This is a genomic window from Streptomyces sp. NPDC091649, assembly GCF_044756785.1.
Lineage (GTDB): Bacteria > Actinomycetota > Actinomycetes > Streptomycetales > Streptomycetaceae > Streptomyces.
Map to the genome: position 1 here is coordinate 73,056 of NZ_JBIVTR010000010.1, position 20,841 is coordinate 93,896.

Here is a 20,841-nt window from a genome sequence, read left to right on the forward strand (position 1 = left end):
CCGCCGCTCCCGGCCCGTCCCCCTATCCGGCCCGGCCCGGTCCGGCCCACCCTCGATCCGGCCAGGCCCGCCCCTTCCGGCGCCCGTCCCCGATCACCCGCCGCGACCGCGCCCGCTCACCCCCGCCGCACCCGCCCGGCGATCCGGCGGCCCAGCCGGCCCAGGGCGCTGACGCGGTTCCAGTCCCGAAAGGCGTCGGCCCGGCCGCTGCTGCCCGTGCGGCCCACCGTCTCCGCCACCTCCGCGACGGCCTGCGCCGTCATCCCGCGTACGGCGGGGCGCAGCACCTCGTCCAGGAGGGCGGCGGCCGTGGTCGTCCAGGCGGCTCCGGCGTGCGGATGGGCCGTCCAGACGGTGAAGCAGTCCGCCGCGTAGGCCGGCTGGGTGCGCAGTCGGGTTCGCACCGCTTCCGCGCGGGCGGTGCGGTCGTAGGCGGCGATGAGTTCGGCGTCCGCGCCGTGGACGAAGTCGTACAGCTCGGCCCCGGGGCGGTCGGGAGCCAGCAGCCGCTCGACCAGCGCGGCGTACGCCCGCTCCCGCAGCGCCGGTTCGACCGGCTCCGCCTGGGCGCACAGGGTGCGGACCCGCTCCGCCCAGCCGGGCTCCGGCGCCCCCGTGCGCAGTTCGCGGACGAGGTCCAGCAGGAGGAGGCCGGCCCGTTCGCGGCCGTCGATCTCCGCGGGGAAACCGCGCAGCAGGTCGTGGGCGAGCCCGGCCGCCTCGTCCGTGGCGGCGGCGGGCGCGCTGAGTGCCGCGTCGACCAGGCGCGCCCAGGTTCCGGCCGCCCGGTGCGCGTCCGAGGTGGCCGCGTCCAGCAGCAGCCGGGCCTCCTCGACCGTCGGGGCCCGGTCCTCCCAGACCAGGCCGGCCGCCGTGCGCAGCACGAGGGGCTCGGCGAAGGGTGAGATGCCGGCCGCGCGCAACACCCGGTGCCACACCGCCGCCCGGTCACCGCCCAGCGTGGCCATCGCCCCCGGCACCTCGGCGCACATCCGCAGCTGCGGCAGCGTCTGCGTCCCCGTGAACGGCAGCGGAACCCGCTCCAGGAACCGGGCCACCGCCCCGGGGTCCCGCGGCGCGGTCCTGTCCAGCGCACCGAGCAGCGCCGTCCGCACCTCGAACTGCTCGTCGAGCAGCTCCAGCAGGGCCGGTGCGAACGCCGGAGGCCCCGCGGGCCCCGCCGACGGCTCCGTGTCGCCGGCCGCGGCCTCCGCCAGGAGCGCGGGAGCCAGCCTGGCCGTGACGTCCGGCAGCAGCTCCGTGACGTCCACGTCCAACAGGCGGGCCACGCGCAGAAGTTGCACGGTCCGGGCCACCGAACGGGAGTCCGCCGGTTCGCTCAGCTCGGTCAGGGCCTCCGGCCCGAGCACCGCGGCGACCTCCGCCCCCTCCGGCCCCGTGAACGCGTCCCGGCGCGGAAGTTCCAAGGAGCCGTTGCCGCCCCGTACCGCCTCCGTGACCAGCATCGCCGCGAGCGGGGCCGTCACGGACGCCGGGCAGCGGCCCTCCAGCGCGCCGAACAACCGCCCCAACGCGTCGAATTCGAGGCCCGTACGGTCGTCGATCCCGGGGGAGGCGAGAGCCTCCACCAACTGGCCCGTCCGCTGGGCGTCCAGTGCGTACGGCCGTTCGGCGGCCCAGCCGGCCGCCGCCGCGCGCCCGCCGGGCCCGAGTGTGATCCCCGCGCACAGCGCCGTCACCGCCAACGGACCCGCGGCGAAAGGGGGTCCGGGGAGTTCGCGCGCCTGCCGGAAAAGCTCCGGCGACCGGCTCCGCCAGACCCGCGCCGCCGTCGTCGCCCACAGGTCTTCCGTGCCGCCCACCGGGGCCCGGCCCGCGCAGGTGTGCACCCGCAGCCCCGCGGCCCGTGCGGCCTCCGCGTCCTCGGGCAGCACCCCCGCCACCCGGGCGCCCGAACTCCCCGGCCGCCGGGTGTACGTGGTGAACGTCAGCCGCTCCGCGCTCTCCCTCGGCAGGGTGACGGAAGCGAGACCCAGCCACCGTGCCACGTCCGCGCACCGCCGCTCCACCAGCACCACAGGCAGCCCGTCGGCCCCCTCCGCGTCGCTCGCCCGGCGCAGATCCGCCAGGACGGCCGCGAGCCAGGGGCCGCGCGAGACGGCGAAGTCGTCGAGACCCTCGGAGACCGCCGCCGGACCCGGCGGCAGCGCCAGCGGGTCCGGTATCGCCCCGCCGGGCGTCACCGCCACCCAGTGCGGCGACCGCCACGCCTCGACCGGCAGCCGGCCGCCCGGCATCGGAACCCCCGGCGGCAGACGCACCGCGTGCGCGTGGAACCCGACGCGCCCCGCGCCGGCGACCCGCACCGGGACCGACCGGCACACCAGCCTGCTGCCGTCGGACAGTACGGCGGAGAGGAACATCTGCGGCAGGGAGCGCAGTTCGCCGTCGGACGGCCGGTCGGGGACGCCCTCGGGAAGCTCGTAGCGCACCAAGGGCTCGATCTCCGCCAACAGGGCCCCGGACACCCCCGGGCCGACCGCCGTGAACCGGCCCGCCGTGTCCCCGTCCCCCGGCGCGGCGGAGGTGTAGTGCACCTGTGCAAGGCTCATCTGTCGGCCCTCTTCGTCCTGCCGCGCCCGGTCCCCGTGCCCACCCCGTACGGCTGGGGTCGGGGGAGAAGTCCGCAGCCGCTGGGCGACGTTATCAAGGACGGGGGCCCAATCCCTACGCTGCGTCAAGCGCTGCCCCGAGGACCCTCGCCCTGCGTTGACCGCATGAGCGACGTGAGGCTGTCCGCGGGGGTGATCGAGCACCACGACACCGGTGGCGGCGGGCCCGCCGTCGTCCTCCCGCACGGGTGGCCATGGGCGGCTCGCCGCACGCTGACCCCTCGGGACCGGCCGGACGCCCTCGTCGAGCACATCGGCGCCTTCCCGGCGGAAACCGCCCGACGCCCGGCCCGGCGCCCCGGGAGGCGGCGCCGCCCATGTCCCGACGAGGTAACAGTCCCCCCGACGACCCCTGCCCGCCACGCCGCTCAAACCTATGATCGATGCGGCGTCGAGGAAGAACGGGGAAACGCTGTGACCTGTCATATGCCGTTAGGAGGGGCCCGGTTCGCGTTGCCCCTGGCCCTGGCGACCGTACTGCTCGCCGGCTGCTCCGGCACGTCGGACGAACCCGGCGGAGTGGAGAAGGGCGACGCTTCGGCGAGCGCGAGTCCCGGCCCCGGCGGCAAGGGGCCCGGGCCCTCGGCCAGTGACCAGGACGCATCCGAGCCCGACCCCGCCCGGCTCCCGAAGACCCGGGCCGAGGCACGCGACCTCATCGGCCGCGTCATCGCCGGCCCGGACAGCTTCGGGCCCGGCGTGGTGAAGCGGAATCCGTACGAGAGCGACCCGGCCACCTGGCCCGTGCTCGGGACCGACTGTGTCTGGCAGCAGCGGAAGCCCGGCCACAGCGTCCTGGCCACTCTCACCCGGTCGTTCGAGGCGCCCGCGGAGCCGGGCAAGGGGCCCGTGCGCCTCGCCGCCGTCGTCACCGTGCACCGCACCCGCGAGGACGCGACCTGGGAGATGGCCGAGTCGATCGAGGAGACCATGCGCTGCCCCACCCAGCAACTGCGCAAGGGCGAGACGATCGGATCCATGGTCGCCGCGGCGCTCCTCGGCGGTGAGAGCGCCCAGGACCACTCCGAGGACTTTCTCAGCGAGGTCGGGGAATTCCGGAGCGCCGAGCTGGGCGGGCCGCACTACTACGCCTGGCAGCAGGCGCAGACACTCCAGTTCACCGTCGCCGTGACCGGCAAGGGAGCGAAGGGCCGTACCGAGGACGAGATCGACACCTTCGTCAGCGAAGCCCAGGGCACCATGCTGTCCCGGCTCGAAAACGCCGTCGAGAAGCAGAGTTGAGGCCGGCGATGGACGACCTGCGATCCACTGATCCCGCCCGCATCGGCGGACACCGGCTCCTGGGCCGCCTCGGAGCGGGCGGCATGGGCGTCGTCTACCTCGGGCGCACCGACGCCGGCGCGCTCGCCGCCGTCAAGGTGATCCTGCCCGAATTCGCGGGGGACGAGGACTTCCGGACCCGCTTCCGACGCGAGGCGGAGGCCGCCCGCCAGGTCGACAGCCCCTGGGCCGTGCCCGTCACCGGCGCCGACACCGAGGGCGAACGCCCGTGGCTCGCCACGGAGTTCGTGCCCGGGCCGACACTGTCAGACGTCGTCGCCCGACGCGGACCGCTGCCCGTACGCAGTGTCACGGTGCTCGGCAGGCTGCTGTCCCGGGCCCTGGCCGCCGTGCACGCCGCCGGACTCGTCCACCGCGACGTCAAACCCGGCAACGTCCTGCTGACCGCCGACGGCCCCCGGCTGATCGACTTCGGGATCGCCCGCGCCGCCGACGCCACCGCCCTGACCGCCACCGGACTCGTGGTCGGCACCCCCGGCTTCCTCCCGCCCGAGCAGGCGTCCGGGAACACCGCCGGGCCCGCCGGCGACGTCTTCTCGCTCGGCTGCCTCCTCGCGTACGCGGCCACGGGCCGGCCGCCCTTCGGCAGCGGAGCCGTCGACGCCCTGCTCTACCGCACCGTCCACGACGCGCCCGACCTCGACGGCATAGCGGAGCCCGGGCTGCGCGCACTGCTGGAACGCTGCCTCGCCAAGGACCCGGCCGCCCGCCCGGAGGCCGCCGACCTCGACAGGCTGATCACCGAGGAGGCGCCGGCCGCGGAGGGAACCGACTGGCTGCCCGAGGACGTCGTCCTGGTCATCGCGGACAAGACCGCCGCCGTGCTGGCCCTGCCCGGCATCGACGCCACCGTCACCGAGGAGGCCGGCCCGCCGGAGCCCGCCCCCGGACGACGGCGGTTCCTGCTGTTCGCGGCCGGCGGCGCGGTGGCCCTCGGCGCGAGCGCCTTCGCCGCCGTACGGATCGGCGCCGAGGGGTCCGGCGGCGACGGCTCGGACGGCGCCCCCGGCGGCCGTCGCTGGATCATCGGCGTGCACGCCGACCTGACGGGGCCCCGGAGCGCCGCCGGACGCGCACAGGAGCGCGGTGTCCGGCTCGCCGTCGACCGCTTCAACGCCCAGGAGGGCCGGCCCTTCAGGCTCGCCGTGAAGGTCCTCGACGACGCGGGGGACGCCACCCGCTCCGCCCGAGTCGCCGAGGAGTTCGCCCGCGATCCGGAAGTGGCCGCGGTCGTCGGTCCCACGGACAACGCCACGACCGGGGCGGCGCTGGCCACGTACGACGACGCCGTCCTGCCGGTGCTGACGGTGTCGGCCCTGCAGATCACCTTCCCGCCACGGGCCAACGGCTCCTTCTTCCAGGCCGGTCCCTCCTACGCCTCCCTCTCGGCCCCCATCATCCACCGCCTCCTGCTGCGCCCCGACGTCGAGCGGCTGGGCATCCTGATCGACCGGTCCGGCGGGCAGGCGGCCTACCAGGCGGGCTATGCGACCAACCTGATGACCCCCAACCTCACCACCGGCACCACCCACCCCCGCGTGGTGCCCGCCGGGACGACCGAATTCGACCCCGTCGTCACCGACCTCCTCTCCCACCGCAGCGACGCCCTCTTCTACGCCGGTGACGCGGCCGGAGCCGCCCGGGTCGCCCGCGTCACGGCCGACCTCTCCTTCCCCGGACCCCGCATGGCCCAGCACACCGTCATGGGACCGGAGTTCCTGGAGCGGGCGGGCCCGGCGGCCGAGGGCTGGGAGTTCATCACACCCTTCACCGACGCCGGGGCCCCCGCCGCCGCGACGTTCGCCGCCGCCCACCGCAAACGCTTCGGCGCCGCGCCCGCCGCCTGGTCGGCCGAGGCGTACGACGTCGCCGGGCTCGTCGCCCGCGAACTGGCCGCCCTGGCCGAGCCGGCGGCGAAGAGCGCGAAGCCGGGCGCCGGGCCCTCGGGAAGCGGTCGCCCCACCCGTGCGCAACTCACCGCCGCGATCGCCGCCTCCCAGTACGAAGGCGTCTCCCGCACCTACGCCTTCGACAAGGATCGGCAGCAACTCGTGGGACAGGACGCCCACATGTACCGGGTGAAGGGCGGACGGTTCCGCTACCTCGGCGCGGCCCCGAAGCCGAAGGGCTGACGTGCGCCCCCTCATCACCGAAGACCCCCGTGCCGTCGGCCCGTACCGCACGCTCGCCCGGCTCGGCGCGGGCGGCATGGGAGTGGTCTATCTGGGGCGTTCGACGGGCGGGGCGCTCGCCGCGGTCAAGGTGATCCGCGCCGAGCACGCCGCCGACCCGGGGTTCCGGGCCCGCTTCCGCCGTGAGGCCGAGGCCGCCGCCCGGATCACCGGCCCGTGGGTGGTCCCGGTGCTCGGCGCGGACACCGAGGCCCGTGAGCCGTGGCTGGCGACCGCCTTCGTCCCCGGGCCCTCGCTGGCCGAGGTGGTCGCAGCCGGGGGCGGGCTGCGGCCCGCCACGGTGCGGGCGCTCGGGAGCCGGCTCGCCGCCGCGCTCGCCGCGGTGCACACGACCGGGCTGATCCACCGTGATGTGAAGCCCGGCAACGTGCTCCTCGCCCTCGACGGGCCCCGCCTCATCGACTTCGGGATCGCCCGCGACGCGGGCGCCACCGCTCTCACCGCCACCGACGCGGTGATCGGCACGCCCGGCTACCTCGCCCCCGAACAGGCGTCGGCCGGGCCGGTGGGACCGGCGTGCGACGTGTTCTCGCTCGGCTGCGTCCTGGTGTACGCGGCGACGGGCCGGCGGCCCTTCGGGGAGGGCGGCGGGGCAGGCGTCCTGTTCCGTACGGTCCACGAGGAGCCGGACCTGACGGGTGTGCCGGCCGCGCTGCTGCCCCTCATCGCTGCCTGCCTCCGCAAGGACCCGGCCACCCGGCCGCCGGCGAGCCGGATCGGCGACGCCCTGGAGGCGGCCGGGGCGGCGGATCGCGGCGGTCCCGGGCCGAGCGCGGGGCCGGCCGGCTTGCGGGCACCGGACCCGCGTGCGGCCTGGGCTCCCCGGCCGGCCTCGGCCGGGGAGCCCCGGGCGGCTCCCGCCGGAGTTCCTCACCGGGACCCCGGCGCGGACCGGGACCGGGGCCCCGGCGGGCCCCCCGGCCGGGACCGGGCCGTGGAGCCGGACGCCGCGCCCCCGGGCTCGTGGCCCGCCCCGCCCGGACTCGCCGCGCTGATCGCCGAACGTTCCGCCGCCGCCCTCGCACTGCCGGACCCCGAGCCGCTGCCCGTCACGCTGGTCCCGGACGACGAAGCGGCGGCCCCGGCGGCCGGCCTCACCCGGCGACGGCTCCTGACCGCCGGGGCCGTCGGGGCCGTCCTCGTCACCGGCGGATCCACCGCGGCGTGGTTCGCCGGGCGGCGGTCCGCCGGGAGCGGCGGCTCCCCGTCCGGCTCCGGCGAGCCGCCCACGTACACGATCGGCCTCCACGCCGACCTCAGCGGGCCCGGCCGGGGCACCGGCCTGGCGCACGAGCGCGGTGTCCGGCTCGCGGTCGCCGACCACAACGCGCGTACCGACCCGGCGTTCCGCCTCGACGTGCGGATCGAGGACGACGCCGGGGACCCGCGGCAGGCGCTGCGGGCCGCCGGACGACTGGGGGCCGACCCCGGCGTCATCGCCGCGATCGGACCGACCGGCGACGTGCTGGCAGCGGACGTCGTCCAGCGGTACGGCCAGGAGCGGCTCGCCCTCGTCGTCGTCGCGGCAGGCTCCACCACGCTGTCCGAAACACCCCGCCACCTCTGTGTGACCCGCCCGTTCGACCGCCTGCTCGCCACGGGCCTCGTCGGCTACGTCGTCCGCGCCCGCCCCGCCGCCGACCGCGTTCTCCTCGTCCAGGACAGGGGCGGCACCGGCCTGGGCGCAGAACTCGGAAGCGCGTTCCGCGACGCCCCACCGGTCGGCACCACGCTCATCGAGCACGCCCTCCCACGGGGCGACGCCGGTTACGGGGCGGCGGCCCGCAAGGCCGTCAGGAGCAGGGCGGACACCCTGGTCCTCGCCGGCGGCGACGCGTCTCGGACCGCCCGCCTGGCCACCGCGCTCGCCGACGAGGGCTTCACCGGCTCCCGGGTCGCCGCCGGCCCCGCCCTGGGCCCCGCCTTCCTCAACGGTGCCGGCCGGGCCGCCGAGGGCTGGGTCTTCGCCGAGGCGTACGCCGACCCCGCGGCCATCGACTCGGCCAGATCGTTCACCGCCGCCCACCGCAAGCGCTTCCGGGCGCCACCGGCCACCTGGGCCGCCGAGGCGTACGACGCGGTCGGGCTGATCGCCCGCGCCGCCGGGTCCGCCGGGGCCGTCGGCGCCCGGGAACAGGTGCGCGGCGGCATGGCCCGGCACCTCCTGCGTACCGAACACCGGGGGATCGTGCGCCCGCTCGCCTTCCGGCCCTCGATCCGCCAGGTGCGCTACGAGAACGGGATCTTCCTCTACCGGATCGAGAAGGGCCGCCCCCGCTTCCTGGGCCCCTTCGGCGAGGTGTGAGCTCTCCGTGTGAAGCCGCGGACCGCAGCGCGCGGTGAAGCCACGGCCAGGTGTGAAGATCTCCTGCTGCGGCGCTTAAGAAATCCTCGATGGACCCGGGACCTCGCCGTACGGCAGCCTTCTGCGTGAGGGCCGTGGACGGCGCGTGGAGCCTCACGAGATGCCCCGTCCCGCCCCGCCGAACCCCCACCATGGGGGGTGCCCCGAAGATTCCACCCGGGCCGCAGGGTCCATCAGCCCTGCCCCGAGGCCCGGGGCACCCACTCGCGTACCGACGTCAGGGAGCCACAGCCGTGAAGGCACTCGTCAAGCAGAAGGCCGAACCCGGGCTGTGGCTCATGGACGTGCCGGAGCCGGAATACGGCCCCACCGACGTCCTGATCAAGGTCCTGCGGACCGGCATCTGCGGCACCGACCTGCACATCCGTGCCTATGACGGCTGGGCCCAGCAGGCGGTCACCACCCCGCTGGTCCTCGGCCACGAGTTCGTCGGCGAGGTCGCCGCGACCGGCTCCGACGTCGCGGACATCGCGGCCGGCGACCTGGTCAGCGGCGAGGGCCACCTCGTCTGCGGCAAGTGCCGCAACTGTCTCGCCGGCCGCCGCCACCTCTGCCGCTCCACCGTCGGCCTCGGCGTCGGCCGGGACGGGGCCTTCGCCGAGTACGTCGTCCTGCCCGCCTCCAACGTGTGGGTGCACCGGACCCCCGTCGACCTCGACATCGCGGCGATCTTCGACCCGTTCGGCAACGCCGTGCACACCGCCCTGTCCTTCCCGCTGGTCGGCGAGGACGTCCTGATCACCGGCGCCGGACCGATCGGCATCATGGCCGCCGCCGTCGCCCGGCACGCCGGGGCCCGCAACGTCGTCATCACCGACGTCAGCGAGGCCCGCCTCGCCCTCGCCCGCAAGGTCGGCGTCAGCCTCGCCCTCAACGTCGCCGACCGGACCATCGCGGACGGACAGCGCGAACTCGGCCTGCGCGAGGGCTTCGACATCGGCCTGGAGATGTCCGGCCGCCCCGAGGCGATGCGCGACATGGTCGCGAACATGACGCACGGCGGCCGGATCGCGATGCTCGGCCTGCCCGCCGAGGAGTTCGCCGTCGACTGGTCCCGCATCGTCACCTCGATGATCACCGTCAAGGGGATCTACGGCCGCGAGATGTACGAGACCTGGTACGCCATGTCCGTCCTGCTGGAGGGCGGTCTCGACCTGGCCCCCGTGATCACCGGCCGGTACGGCTTCCGCGACTTCGAGGCGGCCTTCGACGACGCCGCGAGCGGCCTCGGCGGCAAGGTCATCCTCGACTGGACCGTCTGACCCTCCGACCGCACCTCTTAAGGAATCCCGCATGTTCGACTCCGTACGCGACGACCTGCGCACCACCCTCGACGAGATCCGCGCCGCCGGGCTGCACAAGCCCGAGCGCGTCATCGGCACCCCGCAGTCCGCGACCGTGGCCGTCACCTCCGGCGGACGCGCCGGCGAGGTCCTCAACTTCTGCGCCAACAACTACCTGGGCCTCGCCGACCACCCCGAGGTCGTCGCCGCCGCCCACGAGGCGCTGGACCGCTGGGGCTACGGGATGGCCTCGGTCCGCTTCATCTGCGGCACCCAGGAGGTCCACAAGGAGCTGGAGCAGCGGCTCTCGGCCTTCCTCGGCCAGGAGGACACGATCCTCTACTCCTCCTGCTTCGACGCCAACGGCGGAGTCTTCGAGACGCTGCTGGGCCCCGAGGACGCGGTCATCTCCGACGCCCTCAACCACGCCTCCATCATCGACGGCATCCGGCTCTCCAAGGCGAAGCGCCACCGCTACGCCAACCGCGACATGGCCGACCTGGAGACGCAGCTGAAGGAGGCGTCCGGGGCCCGCCGCCGACTGATCGTCACCGACGGCGTCTTCTCCATGGACGGCTACGTCGCTCCGCTCCAGGAGATCTGCGACCTGGCCGACCGCTACGACGCCATGGTCATGGTCGACGACTCCCACGCCGTCGGCTTCGTCGGCCCCGGCGGACGGGGCACGCCCGAACTGCACGGCGTCATGGACCGGGTCGACATCATCACCGGAACCCTCGGCAAGGCGCTCGGCGGAGCCTCCGGCGGCTATGTCGCGGCCCGCGCGGAGATCGTCGCCCTGCTGCGCCAGCGCTCGCGCCCGTACCTCTTCTCCAACTCCCTCGCCCCGGTCATCGCCGCCGCCTCCCTCAAGGTCATCGACCTGCTGGAGTCCGCCGGAGACCTGCGCGAGCAGCTCAACGCCAACACCGCGCTCTTCCGCACCCGGATGACCGAGGAGGGCTTCGACGTCCTGCCCGGCGACCACGCCATCGCCCCCGTCATGATCGGCGACGCGGGCAGGGCGGGCCGGATGGCGGAGCTGCTCCTGGAGCGCGGGGTGTACGTGATCGGGTTCTCCTACCCGGTCGTCCCGCAGGACGCGGCCCGCATCCGGGTCCAGCTCTCGGCCGCGCACTCCACGGCCGACGTGAACCGTGCCGTGGACGCGTTCGTCGACGCCCGGGCGGCGCTGGAGGCTTAGCACCGCTCACCGGGCCGGGCCTCGGCCGGGACCTGGGACAATGGGTACATGATCGATGCTCGGCGGCTGCGAATCCTCCGTGCGGTGGCCGACCACCGCACCGTGACCGCGGCCGCCGCCGCGTTGTACCTGACGCCCTCCGCCGTCTCCCAGCAGCTCGCCGCCCTGGAGCAGGAGACCGGCCACCGCCTCGTCGAACGCGGCGCGCGCGGCGCCCGGCTCACGGCCGCCGGGGAGATCCTGCTGAGCCACACCAATCTGGTCCTGGCCCAGCTGGAACGGGCCGAGGCGGAGCTGGCCGACTACAGCGCGGGCGTCGCCGGCACGGTCACGGTCGCCGCGTTCGCCACCGGCATCGGCCTCGTCCTGGCCCCCGCCCTCATGGAGCTGGCCCGCACCGCGCCCGGTATCCGGGTCAAGGTCCAGGACGCGGAGGGCGACGCGAGCGTGCCGATGGTGCTGGACCGGCAGGTCGATGTGGCGGTGGCCGTCGAATACCGGGGCGCACCCGCCGAGGACGATCGCCGGCTGACCCGCGTCCCGCTGTACTCGGAGCCGTTCGACGCGGTGCTCCCGGTGGACCACCGCCTCGCGGACCAGGCCCAGGTGGCGGTCGCCGACCTCGCCAAGGACCCGTGGATCGGCCCCTACCCGGGCAACCCCTGCCACGACGTGGTGGTGCTGGCCTGCGAGTTCGCCGGGTTCGCCCCCAGCCTCGAACACTCCTCGGACGACTTCCGCGCCGTGGTCGCCCTGGCCGGGGCGGACGCCGGGGTGGCCCTGGTGCCCCGCTCCGCGCTGCGCGGCATGGAGCTGACCGGGGTGGTGGTCCGCCCCGTCGAGGGCAGCGCGCCCACCCGCCGCGTCTTCGCGGCCGTACGGCAGGGAGCCGAGGGCCATCCGCTGATCCGGCCGGTGCTCGACGCGATGGAGGCGGTGGCCGTACGGGAAGCGGGCCTGGCACGCACGTGAGCGCCTCCCCCGCACGGACGGTGCGGGGGAGGCGCGCGCCCGAAGCCGGGGCCGGCCTGCCTGGAGGGCCGCGGCGGGTGCTGAGCGGCGCCGGGGACCGGAGATTCAGACGGCCGGCTGGAGCAGGTCCCAGCGGTTGCCGTACAGGTCCTCGAAGACCGCGACCGAGCCGTACGTCTCGTGCCGGGGCTCCTCCAGGAACCGCACCCCGGCCGCACGCATCCGCTCGTGGTCGGCCGCGAAGTCCTCGGTGTGCAGGAAGAAGCCGACCCGGCCGCCCGTCTGCGCCCCGACGGCCGTGGCCTGCGCCTCGTCCTTCGCCCGGGCCAGCAGCAGCCCCGTGCCGGGAGCGGCGCCGCGCGGGCGCACCACCAGCCAGCGGGTGCCGTCGCCCCGGTCGGTGTCCTCCACCAGCTCGAAGCCGAGCGCGTCGCGGTAGAACGCGAGCGCCTCGTCGTAGTCGCGGACGACCAGGGTGACCAGGGCGATACGGGACATGGCGGGGGAATCCTTCCATCGATGAGGTTATACGTAACACTAACGCCGGAGCCCTCCGCCGCCGCACAATGCCCCGCATGGACATTCTGGACGGCACGAGCACCGGCGGCCTGGCCGCCCTGATCGACCGGGCCCGCGCGCTCGCGGACACCGGAGGGCGACGCGTCCTCGGGGTCGTGGGCCCGCCCGGAGCCGGGAAGTCCACGCTGGCGGACCGGCTGGTCGCGGCCCTCGGCGGGCGCGCCGCCCTCGTCCCGATGGACGGCTTCCATCTCGCCGCCGCCGAGCTGGACCGGCTCGGCCGCGCCGACCGCAAGGGCGCCCCCGACACCTTCGACGCCGCCGGCTACGCGACCCTGCTGCGGCGGCTGCGCGACCCGGACCCGGTGCACACGGTCTACGCCCCGGCCTTCGACCGGTCCCTGGAGGAGCCGGTCGCCGGTGCGCTGCCCGTACCTCCGGGGGTCCCGCTCGTCGTCACCGAGGGCAACTACCTGCTGCTCGACGACGGGCCCTGGGCGCCGGTACGCGGGCTGCTGGACGAGGTGTGGTTCCTGGACCTCGACCCGGACGTCCGGGTGCGCCGGCTCGTCGACCGCCATGTGCGCCACGGCAGACCCCGGTCCGGTGCCGAGGAGTGGGTGGCCCGCTCCGACGAGGCGAACGCCCGGCTGGTGGAGGGCGTCCGCGACCGGGCCGACCTGATCGTGCGCCTCTGACCGGCCGGGTGCTCCCGCCACCCGACGCGCGAGAGAGGCGCCGGACGAGCGACGAAAACGCCCGACACGCTTTGATCAAGCCGGTCGCGTGCGTCCCGCCGGGCGGGCAGGATGCTGTGTGCCGTGTCGCACCGCCAGGAGGCCATGATGACCAGCCCCAGCCCGTCCGCCCAGCACTCCGCCCCGCCCCCGCCCTTCACCGCCGACGACTACCGGGCCCGGATGGAGCGGGCCGCCGAGTCCGCCGCCGAGGCCGGACTCGCCGGGGTGATCGTCGCGCCCGGCCCCGACCTGGTCCACCTCACCGGCTACCGCCCGTCGAACACCGAACGCCTCACCCTCCTCGTACTGCGGGCCGGCGAGGACCCGGTCCTGGTCGTCCCGACCCTGGAGGCCCCCGACGCGGCCGCCGCCACCGGCGCGCCCGCCCTCACCCTGCGGGACTGGACCGACGGCAAGGACCCGTACGCGGTTACCGCCCCGCTGCTCGACGCCCGGGGCCGCTTCGGCGTCAGCGACAACGCCTGGGCGATGCATCTGCTCGGCCTCCAGCGGGAGCTGCCGGGTACCTCCTACACCGCGCTCACCGAGGCGCTCCCGATGCTCCGCGCGGTGAAGGACGCGGCCGAGCTGGAGCTGCTCACCGCCGCCGGCGCCGCTGCGGACGCCACGTACGAGGAAATCCTCAAGGTGCGCTTCTCCGGCCGCCAGGAGGCCGAGGTGGCCGCCGATCTCGCCGCCCTGCTCCGCTCGTTCGGGCACTCCCAGGTGGACTTCGCCATCGTCGGCTCGGGCCCCAACGGGGCCAACCCGCACCACGAGGCGGGGACGCGCACCATCGAACGCGGCGACATGGTCGTTCTCGACTTCGGCGGTCTGAAGCACGGTTACGGCTCCGACACCTCCCGTACCGTCCACGTCGGCGAGCCCACCGCCGAGGAGCAGCGGGTCCACGACATCGTCCGCGAGGCGCAGCAGGCGGGCTGCGCCGCCGTCCGGCCCGGCGTCGCCTGCCAGGAGATCGACCGGGCCGCCCGCGCGGTGATCACCGAATTCGGCTACGGCGACCGGTTCATCCACCGCACCGGCCACGGCATCGGCGTCACCACCCACGAGCCGCCCTACATGATCGAGGGCGAGGAGCAGCCGCTCGTCCCGGGCATGTGCTTCTCCGTGGAGCCGGGCATCTACCTGCCGGGCCGCTTCGGCGTCCGCATCGAGGACATCGTGGCCGTCACCGAGGACGGCGGACGGCGGCTCAACACCACCGCCCGCGAACTCGCCGTCGTGGAGTAGCGGCCGCGGGGCAGCCCTCGCCGGGCCGCCCCCGACCCAGCCGTCGTGATCCTCCCGGGTCGCGCCGGCCCGGTCGCCAAGGCCCTCCCGGGGTCCGCCCGGCTCAGTCGTCGGCCAGCACCACGCACGACTCCGGCGGCAGCCGCAGCACGCCGTCCGCACCCGGCGCCTCCACCGGCTCCCAGGCCGCCACCACCCGTCCGACCGCCCGCCGGTGACGGCCGGAGCCCAGCGGGACGGCGGCCGGCCGGTCCGCCAGGTTCACCGCGATCCGCAGATCGCCCCTGCGGTAGGCCAGCCAGCGCGCGTCCTCGTCGAACGCGGTCTTCACCGAGGCCAGGTCGGGATCGTGCAGATCCGGCAACGTACGCCGCAGAGCGATCAGTTGGCGGTGCCAGGCGAGCAGCCGCGCGTGCGGTTCGCGCTCCGGTTCGGTCCAGTCGAGGCACGAACGGTCCCGGGTCGCGCGGTCCTGCGGGTCCGGGACGTCCTCCTCCGCCCAGCCGTGGGCCCCGAACTCCCGCCGCCTGCCGGTGCGTACGGCCTCGGCCAGCTCCGGGTCCGTGTGATCGGTGAAGAACTGCCAGGGGGTGCGCGCCCCCCACTCCTCGCCCATGAACAGCATCGGGGTGAAGGGGCCCGTCAGCACGAGGGTGGCGGCGCACGCCTGGAGACCGGGGGAGAGGGAGGAGGCGAGCCGGTCTCCCTGGGCCCGGTTGCCGATCTGGTCGTGCGTCTGCGCGTAGCCGACGAAGCGGTGCGCCGCGCTGCGCGTGACGTCGACCGGGCGGCCGTGGGTGCGGCCCCGGAAGGTGGAGTAGGTCCCGTTGTGGAAGAAGACGGACGTCACCGTCTTGGCGAGCGCGGCGAGCGGGGCGCGGGCGAAGTCGGCGTAGTAGCCCTGCGACTCGCCGGTGAGCGCCGTGTGCAGGGCGTGGTGGAAGTCGTCGTTCCACTGGGCGTGCAGCCCGAGGCCGCCCGCCGTGCGCGGGGTGGTGGTGCGCGGGTCGCAGAGGTCGGACTCGGCGATCAGCCCCAGCGGCCGGCCCACCTCGACGGCCAGCGTGTCGACCGCCGCCGAAAGCTCCTCCAGGAAGGTGAGCGCCCTGGTGTCGGCGAGCGCGTGCACCGCGTCGAGCCGCAGCCCGTCGAGCCGGTAGTCGCGCAGCCAGGCCAGGGCGCTGCCCAGAAGGAAGGCCCGTACCTCGTCGGAGCCCGGAGCGTCCAGATTGACCGCCGCGCCCCACGGGGTGTGGTGGGTGTCGGTGAAGTACGGACCGAACGCGGGCAGGTGGTTCCCGGACGGGCCCAGATGGTTGTGGACGACGTCCAGGACCACCCCGAGCCCCAGCCCGTGTGCCGTGTCGACAAAGCGCTTCAGCCCCTCGGGGCCGCCGTACGGCTCGTGCACCGCCCACAGGGAGACGCCCTCGTACCCCCACCCGTGGACGCCGGGGAACGGGCAGACCGGCATCAGCGACACATGGGTGACGCCCAGCTCGGCCAGGTGGCCCAGCCGCGCCGCCGCCGCGTCGAAGGTGCCCTCGGCCGTGTACGTCCCCACGTGCAGCTCGTACAGCACCGCGCGGTTCAGCCGCCGCCCCGCCCACGCGTCGCGCCAGGCGTACGCCCCCTGATCGACCACCGCGCTCAAGCCGTCGGGCCCGTCCGGCTGTCGCCGCGAACGGGGATCGGGCAGCAGCGGGCCGTCGTTCAGCCGGAAGCCGTACCGGTCCCCGTCAACGACCTCCGCCTCCGCCGTCCACCAGCCCTCGCGCCCCACGGCACGCTCCATGGGGACCCGGACGTCCGCCGCCTCCAGCACGACCGAGTCCGCCTCGGGGGCCCACACCTCGAACTGCATCCACCACTCCTCGTCCCTGGGCGGGGCGCGCGGCAGCCCGGGGGCGGGCTCCACGATCCACGCGACGGGCTCTGTTGCCGCCCGCCACCGGCGATTAAGGTCTGGTCCTGATCATTGCCCGGCCGGGTTCCCGCTCATACAGGTTTTGCTCACACGTACTGGTTCCGCTCACACGTACGGCTGCTGGAGGCCGCGATGACCCTGCCGATGTTCCCGCCCGGCTTCCTCTGGGGAGCCTCCGCCTCCGCCTTCCAGACCGAGGGGGCGGTGGACGCGGACGGCAAGGGCCCCTCGGGATGGGACGCCTTCGCCGCCCGGCCGGGCCGCATCAAGGACGGCACCGACACCACCCGGGGCACCGGCTTCCACGCCCGCTACCGCGAGGACGTGGCACTGCTGGCCGGCCTCGGGGCCGACGCCTTCCGCTTCTCCGTCAGCTGGCCCCGCGTGGTGCCCGGCGGCAGCGGAGCCGTCAACGCCGACGGGCTCGACTTCTACGACCGGCTCGTCGACGCCCTCTGCGCGCACGGCATCACCCCCGCCCCGACCCTCTACCACTGGGACACCCCGCTCCCGCTGGAGGAGGCGGGCGGCTGGCTCGACCGGGACACCGCCTACCGCTTCGCCGAGTACGCCGGCATCGTCGCCGAACGCCTCGCCGACCGGGTCCCGATGTGGATCACGATCAACGAGCCGGCCGAGGTCACGATGCTCGGCTACGCGCTGGGCGAGCACGCCCCCGGCCGCACCCTGCTCTTCGACGCCCTGCCCGCCGCCCACCACCAGCTCCTCGCCCACGGCCTCGCCGTCCGCGCCCTGCGCGCGGCGGGCGCGGACAACATCGGCGCCGCCCTCTCGCACGCCCCGGTCTGGACGGCCGGGGACACCGACGAGGACCGCTTCGGCGCGGAGCTGTACGACACGCTCACCAACTGGCTCTTCGCCGATCCCGTCCTTACCGGCCGCTACCCGGACGAGAACCTCGCCGCCCTGATGCCGGGCCCGGTCGCCGACGACCTGAAGGTCATCTCCACCCCGCTCGACTGGTACGGCGTCAACTACTACAACCCGACTCTCGTCGGAGCACCCAGGCCCGAGGCCCTGGACACCTTCTCCGGCTTCACGATGCCCGCCGGACTCCCCTTCGGCATACGGGAGATCGAGGGGTACGAGAAGACCGGCTTCGGCTGGCCCGTCGTCCCCGAGGGGCTGACCGAGATCGTCACCGCGCTCCACGCCCGCTACGGCGACCGCCTCCCGCCGCTGTACATCACCGAGAACGGCTGCGCCCTGGACGAACCGCACGCCGACGACCGCCGCATCGCCTACCTGGAGAGCCATCTGACCGCCCTGCGCGCGGCGATGGACGCGGGGGCGGACGTGCGCGGCTACTTCACCTGGTCGCTCACCGACAACGTCGAGTGGACGGAGGGCGCCTCGCAGCGCTTCGGCCTGGTCCACATCGACTACGAGACGCTGACCCGGACGCCCAAGCGGTCCTACGCCTGGTACCGGGACCTGATCCGCGCACAGAAGCGGCAGACGGGGAACGAAGCGGTCTGAGGGGCTTACGCGGCGCCGCCCCGATGATCGATACTTCCCGCCATGGTCGCTTCATGGTGGTCCCGGGCCCAACTGGGGATCTTCGTTCACTGGACACCCGCCTCCGTCCCGGGCTGGGCCCCGCCCTACGTCCCCGCAGCCGAACTCCCGGCGGCGGGCCGGCGCGCTCCACTGGGCTGGACCTCGTACGCGGAGTGGTACGAGAACGCGCTCCGCTTCCCCGGCTCCCCGGTCGCCGCCCACCACCGCGCCACCTACGGCGCCCGCCCCTACACGGACTTCGGCCGCGACTTCGAGGACGGGCTCAGCAGCTGGGACCCGGCCGCCTGGGCCCGCTCCTTCCGGGAGGCGGGGGCCGGGTACGCGGTCCTGGTCACCAAGCACCACGACGGGTTCTGCCTCTGGCCCTCGGAGACGAAGAACCCGCACCGCGGCGGCTGGCACACCACCCGGGACGTGGTGGGCGAGTTCGCCGAAGCCGTACGGGCCGAGGGCCTGCGCTTCGGCGTCTACTACTCCGGCGGACTCGACTGGACCTTCGACGACCGGCCCATCGGCACCGCCGCCGACATGTTCTCCGCCGTCCCGCGCGGCAGCTACCCCGCCTACGCCGACGCGCAGCTGCGGGAGCTGATCCGCCGCTACCGGCCCGACATCCTCTGGAACGACATCGCCTGGCCCGCCTCCGCCGGCGAGATCCGCTCCCTGGTCGACTTCTACCGCTTCACCGTCCCGCACGGGGTCGTCAACGACCGGCTGCTGCCCTACGCCCCGCACTGGCGGGGCCTGGGCCTGCCGGGAGCGAAGGCGCTGTACAACTGGTGGGACCGCCGGACGGTGGCGCAGGGCGAGGGCTTCGTCCCGCGCACACCGCCCGTCTTCGACTTCCGCACCCCGGAGTACGCCCGCTACGAGGGGCCCGACCCGTACGAGATCACCCGGGGCGTCGACCACAGCTTCGGCTACAACCGGGCCTCCGGGCCGGACGCCTTCATCGGCCGCGAGGCGCTGACCTCTCTGGTCCGCGACACGGCAGCCGACGGCGGGAGGGTCCTGCTCAACGTGGGGCCGCGCGGCGAGGACGCGACGATCCCCGCCGAGCAGCGGCTCCGCCTGGAGTGGCTGGCCGAGGAGGCCGGGGCCCTCACACCAGATGGATCCATTCCTGGGTGACCGGATATCCGGCGCGGGCGAACGCGGCGGCCATCGGCACGTTTCCCTGGTCCGTCGCGCCCGCGACGAACTCGGCGCCCTGCTCGACCAGGAAGCGCGTGCACTCCACCAGCAGGTCGTAGCCGTACCCGTGCCCGCGTGCCTCGGGCACGACCCCGATGAAGCCGACGCAGGGCCCCGACGGATTGTGCGCGGGCACCTGGATGCCCGCCACCTCGCCGTCCGGCGTGTACGCGAGCCGCCACCACTCCCTCGGCGAGGGGCACCAGTGGAAGAAGTCCAACTCCTCCCGGGCCGCCGCCTCCAGACCTCCGGGGCCCTCGATGGCCTTGCGCGCGTGGGCGTCCAGCGTGGCGGAGTGGACCCGGCGCAGCACGTCGAGGATGACGGCGTCGTCCGGCTCCGCACGGAAGGTGAGCCGGCCCGTCCGCTCGGGCAGCGGACAGCCGGGCGTCCACCGGTAGCGGTAGCGCTCGACGAGCGGCTTCATGCCGGCCGCCGTCGCGGCGGCGACCCGCTCCTCGACGGCGGCCCGCACCGCCGGGTCGTCCCGCCAGCCGGCGGGCGCGATCAGCTCGTACTCCTGGTCGAACGGGGCGCGGCGCAGGAGTTCGGCGCCCGCCTCCGCCTCCCCGTCCGCGAAGTCGAACCAGTTGAGCACGACGGGCTCGGTGTCGTCCGGCCCGCCCCACCAGGCGGCCCTGGCGACCACGGTGTTCTCGCGCAGGGCGACCCAGGACCACTCGGGGCGGTACTCGCCGCCGTCGGCCGTCGAGGTGTAGCCGTGGCCGAAGGCGGCCCGGCCGACGAGGGTGCTGTCCTGGAACGTGGTGAAGAGTGCGGCGTCGCTCGGCGTGAGCGCGCGGATGACCGTATCGGTCATGGTGATGTCCTCCGGGGCGGAATGCCGCGCTCCCGGTCAGACGAGGTCCGACACCGCCCGGCGGACGGGGCGGGAGCGCGAAGGTGACGTACTGCGGGTGTTGGTGCCGCTGTTCCTGCGCACGATTTCGCCCCCTTCCACGACCGGTGCCGATGTCGGTGCCGACCGTAGCCGCCCTCCGTGCCCGCCGTCCACCGATATTCGCCGGACCTCCCCGGCGGTGCGCCCCGGCCCCCGCCTCTCACCCCTGGCGGCGGCTCCGGCGCCGCAGCGCCTCACGGCGCTTGCGGAGAGGGTGCCCTCCATCACCGGCGCCATCAGCGCGAGCAGCTCCTCCCGGCCGGCGACCGCACGGAACACCAGCCGGCCGGAGTCCTCCGGCACCGGCGGACCGGCCCGCCACTCCAGCCGCAGCCGTTCCACCAGCATCCGGGCCCCGGTCTCCTCCATCACCCGGATCCGCGCCCCGACGACGTCCCGGGCGACCGGGTCCTCGTGCCAGTCCGGCGGCACGACCGCCCGTATCCCGGGCCGCTCGGCGCCGGCGGGCAGCACGGCCGCCGTCTCCAGCAGCCGTACGCCGACCGCGACGCGCTCCGGGGCCGGAAGGGCGTCGTCCAGGTCGAAGAAGTCGAGCGCGAGGGGCTTGTTGCCCGCCGCGTCGGTCCACCAGGCGGCCCTGGCGACGACCCGCTCACCGTCCAGGGCGACCCACATCCACTCCGGGACGCGGCGTCCGGTGGCGAGGTCGTCGGCCAGCTCGTGGCCGAGAACATACGAAAGGCGGCAGAACAGGCCGAGTTCATCGGCCCCGGACAGCGGACGGACCGTCAACCGTGGTGCAGCACAGGTCGCAGAGTCTCCTCGTGATGGATGAGCGCCAGACCCCAGCAA

15 protein-coding genes are annotated in these 20,841 nt (G+C 74.8%); 10 read left to right on the forward strand and 5 right to left on the reverse strand.

Annotated elements, in window-relative coordinates:
- Window positions 1-116 precede the first annotated feature (116 nt).
- Complete coding sequence (locus ACIQMU_RS18535; RefSeq protein ID WP_402689236.1) at window positions 117-2,573, reverse strand: GTPase-associated protein 1-related protein; 2,457 nt, start codon at window positions 2,571-2,573, stop codon at window positions 117-119.
- Between the two features lie 486 nt (window positions 2,574-3,059).
- On the opposite strand from ACIQMU_RS18535, the gene ACIQMU_RS18540 reads away from it, so the two are divergent.
- From ACIQMU_RS18540 to ACIQMU_RS18565, 6 genes are all read left to right on the forward strand, one after another.
- Window positions 3,060-3,875, forward strand: a complete 816-nt coding sequence (locus tag ACIQMU_RS18540) for a hypothetical protein (RefSeq protein ID WP_402689237.1) — start codon at window positions 3,060-3,062, stop codon at window positions 3,873-3,875.
- A gap of 8 nt (window positions 3,876-3,883) precedes the next feature.
- Window positions 3,884-6,067: a bifunctional serine/threonine-protein kinase/ABC transporter substrate-binding protein gene (locus ACIQMU_RS18545; protein ID WP_402689238.1), complete on the forward strand. Its 2,184-nt coding sequence runs from the start codon at window positions 3,884-3,886 to the stop codon at window positions 6,065-6,067.
- Window position 6,068: 1 nt separating this feature from the next.
- Window positions 6,069-8,432, forward strand: coding sequence for an ABC transporter substrate-binding protein (locus ACIQMU_RS18550; RefSeq protein WP_402689239.1), 2,364 nt, complete (start codon window positions 6,069-6,071; stop codon window positions 8,430-8,432).
- Between the two features lie 293 nt (window positions 8,433-8,725).
- Window positions 8,726-9,754, forward strand: a complete 1,029-nt coding sequence (gene tdh / locus ACIQMU_RS18555) for an L-threonine 3-dehydrogenase (protein ID WP_352240616.1) — start codon at window positions 8,726-8,728, stop codon at window positions 9,752-9,754.
- Window positions 9,755-9,785: 31 nt separating this feature from the next.
- Window positions 9,786-10,979: a glycine C-acetyltransferase gene (locus tag ACIQMU_RS18560; RefSeq protein ID WP_352240617.1), complete on the forward strand. Its 1,194-nt coding sequence runs from the start codon at window positions 9,786-9,788 to the stop codon at window positions 10,977-10,979.
- Window positions 10,980-11,027: 48 nt separating this feature from the next.
- On the forward strand, window positions 11,028-11,951 hold the full coding sequence (locus ACIQMU_RS18565; protein WP_352240618.1) for a LysR family transcriptional regulator: 924 nt from the start codon (window positions 11,028-11,030) through the stop codon (window positions 11,949-11,951).
- 105 nt (window positions 11,952-12,056) lie between these two features.
- On the opposite strand, the gene ACIQMU_RS18570 is transcribed toward ACIQMU_RS18565, so the two are convergent.
- A complete protein-coding gene (locus ACIQMU_RS18570) occupies window positions 12,057-12,449 on the reverse strand; it encodes a VOC family protein (protein ID WP_352240620.1) in 393 nt (130 codons plus the stop codon).
- A 77-nt stretch (window positions 12,450-12,526) separates the two neighbouring features.
- On the opposite strand from ACIQMU_RS18570, the gene ACIQMU_RS18575 reads away from it, so the two are divergent.
- Together ACIQMU_RS18575 and ACIQMU_RS18580 are read left to right on the forward strand one after the other, a co-directional pair.
- Window positions 12,527-13,168: a nucleoside/nucleotide kinase family protein gene (locus tag ACIQMU_RS18575; protein ID WP_352240621.1), complete on the forward strand. Its 642-nt coding sequence runs from the start codon at window positions 12,527-12,529 to the stop codon at window positions 13,166-13,168.
- Window positions 13,169-13,315: 147 nt separating this feature from the next.
- Window positions 13,316-14,464: an aminopeptidase P family protein gene (locus ACIQMU_RS18580; RefSeq protein WP_352240795.1), complete on the forward strand. Its 1,149-nt coding sequence runs from the start codon at window positions 13,316-13,318 to the stop codon at window positions 14,462-14,464.
- A 103-nt stretch (window positions 14,465-14,567) separates the two neighbouring features.
- Here the strand turns inward: ACIQMU_RS18580 and treZ are convergent, their stop codons facing one another.
- On the reverse strand, window positions 14,568-16,328 hold the full coding sequence (gene treZ / locus ACIQMU_RS18585) for a malto-oligosyltrehalose trehalohydrolase (RefSeq protein ID WP_402689240.1): 1,761 nt from the start codon (window positions 16,326-16,328) through the stop codon (window positions 14,568-14,570).
- A gap of 195 nt (window positions 16,329-16,523) precedes the next feature.
- Here treZ and ACIQMU_RS18590 point away from each other — a divergent pair, with 195 nt between their 5' ends.
- On the forward strand, window positions 16,524-17,891 hold the full coding sequence (locus tag ACIQMU_RS18590; RefSeq protein WP_352240623.1) for a GH1 family beta-glucosidase: 1,368 nt from the start codon (window positions 16,524-16,526) through the stop codon (window positions 17,889-17,891).
- A 42-nt stretch (window positions 17,892-17,933) separates the two neighbouring features.
- The gene (locus ACIQMU_RS18595) at window positions 17,934-19,064 is read left to right on the forward strand and encodes an alpha-L-fucosidase (RefSeq protein WP_352240624.1); all 1,131 of its coding nucleotides are present in this window, start codon (window positions 17,934-17,936) and stop codon (window positions 19,062-19,064) included.
- On the opposite strand, the gene ACIQMU_RS18600 is transcribed toward ACIQMU_RS18595, so the two are convergent.
- Both ACIQMU_RS18600 and ACIQMU_RS18605 read right to left on the reverse strand, forming a co-directional pair.
- Window positions 19,036-19,947: a GNAT family N-acetyltransferase gene (locus ACIQMU_RS18600; RefSeq protein ID WP_352240625.1), complete on the reverse strand. Its 912-nt coding sequence runs from the start codon at window positions 19,945-19,947 to the stop codon at window positions 19,036-19,038. The two genes, ACIQMU_RS18595 and ACIQMU_RS18600, sit on opposite strands and share 29 nt — an antisense overlap.
- 36 nt (window positions 19,948-19,983) lie before the next feature.
- A complete protein-coding gene (locus tag ACIQMU_RS18605) occupies window positions 19,984-20,781 on the reverse strand; it encodes a hypothetical protein (RefSeq protein ID WP_352240626.1) in 798 nt (265 codons plus the stop codon).
- Between the last annotated feature and the right edge of the window lie 60 nt (window positions 20,782-20,841).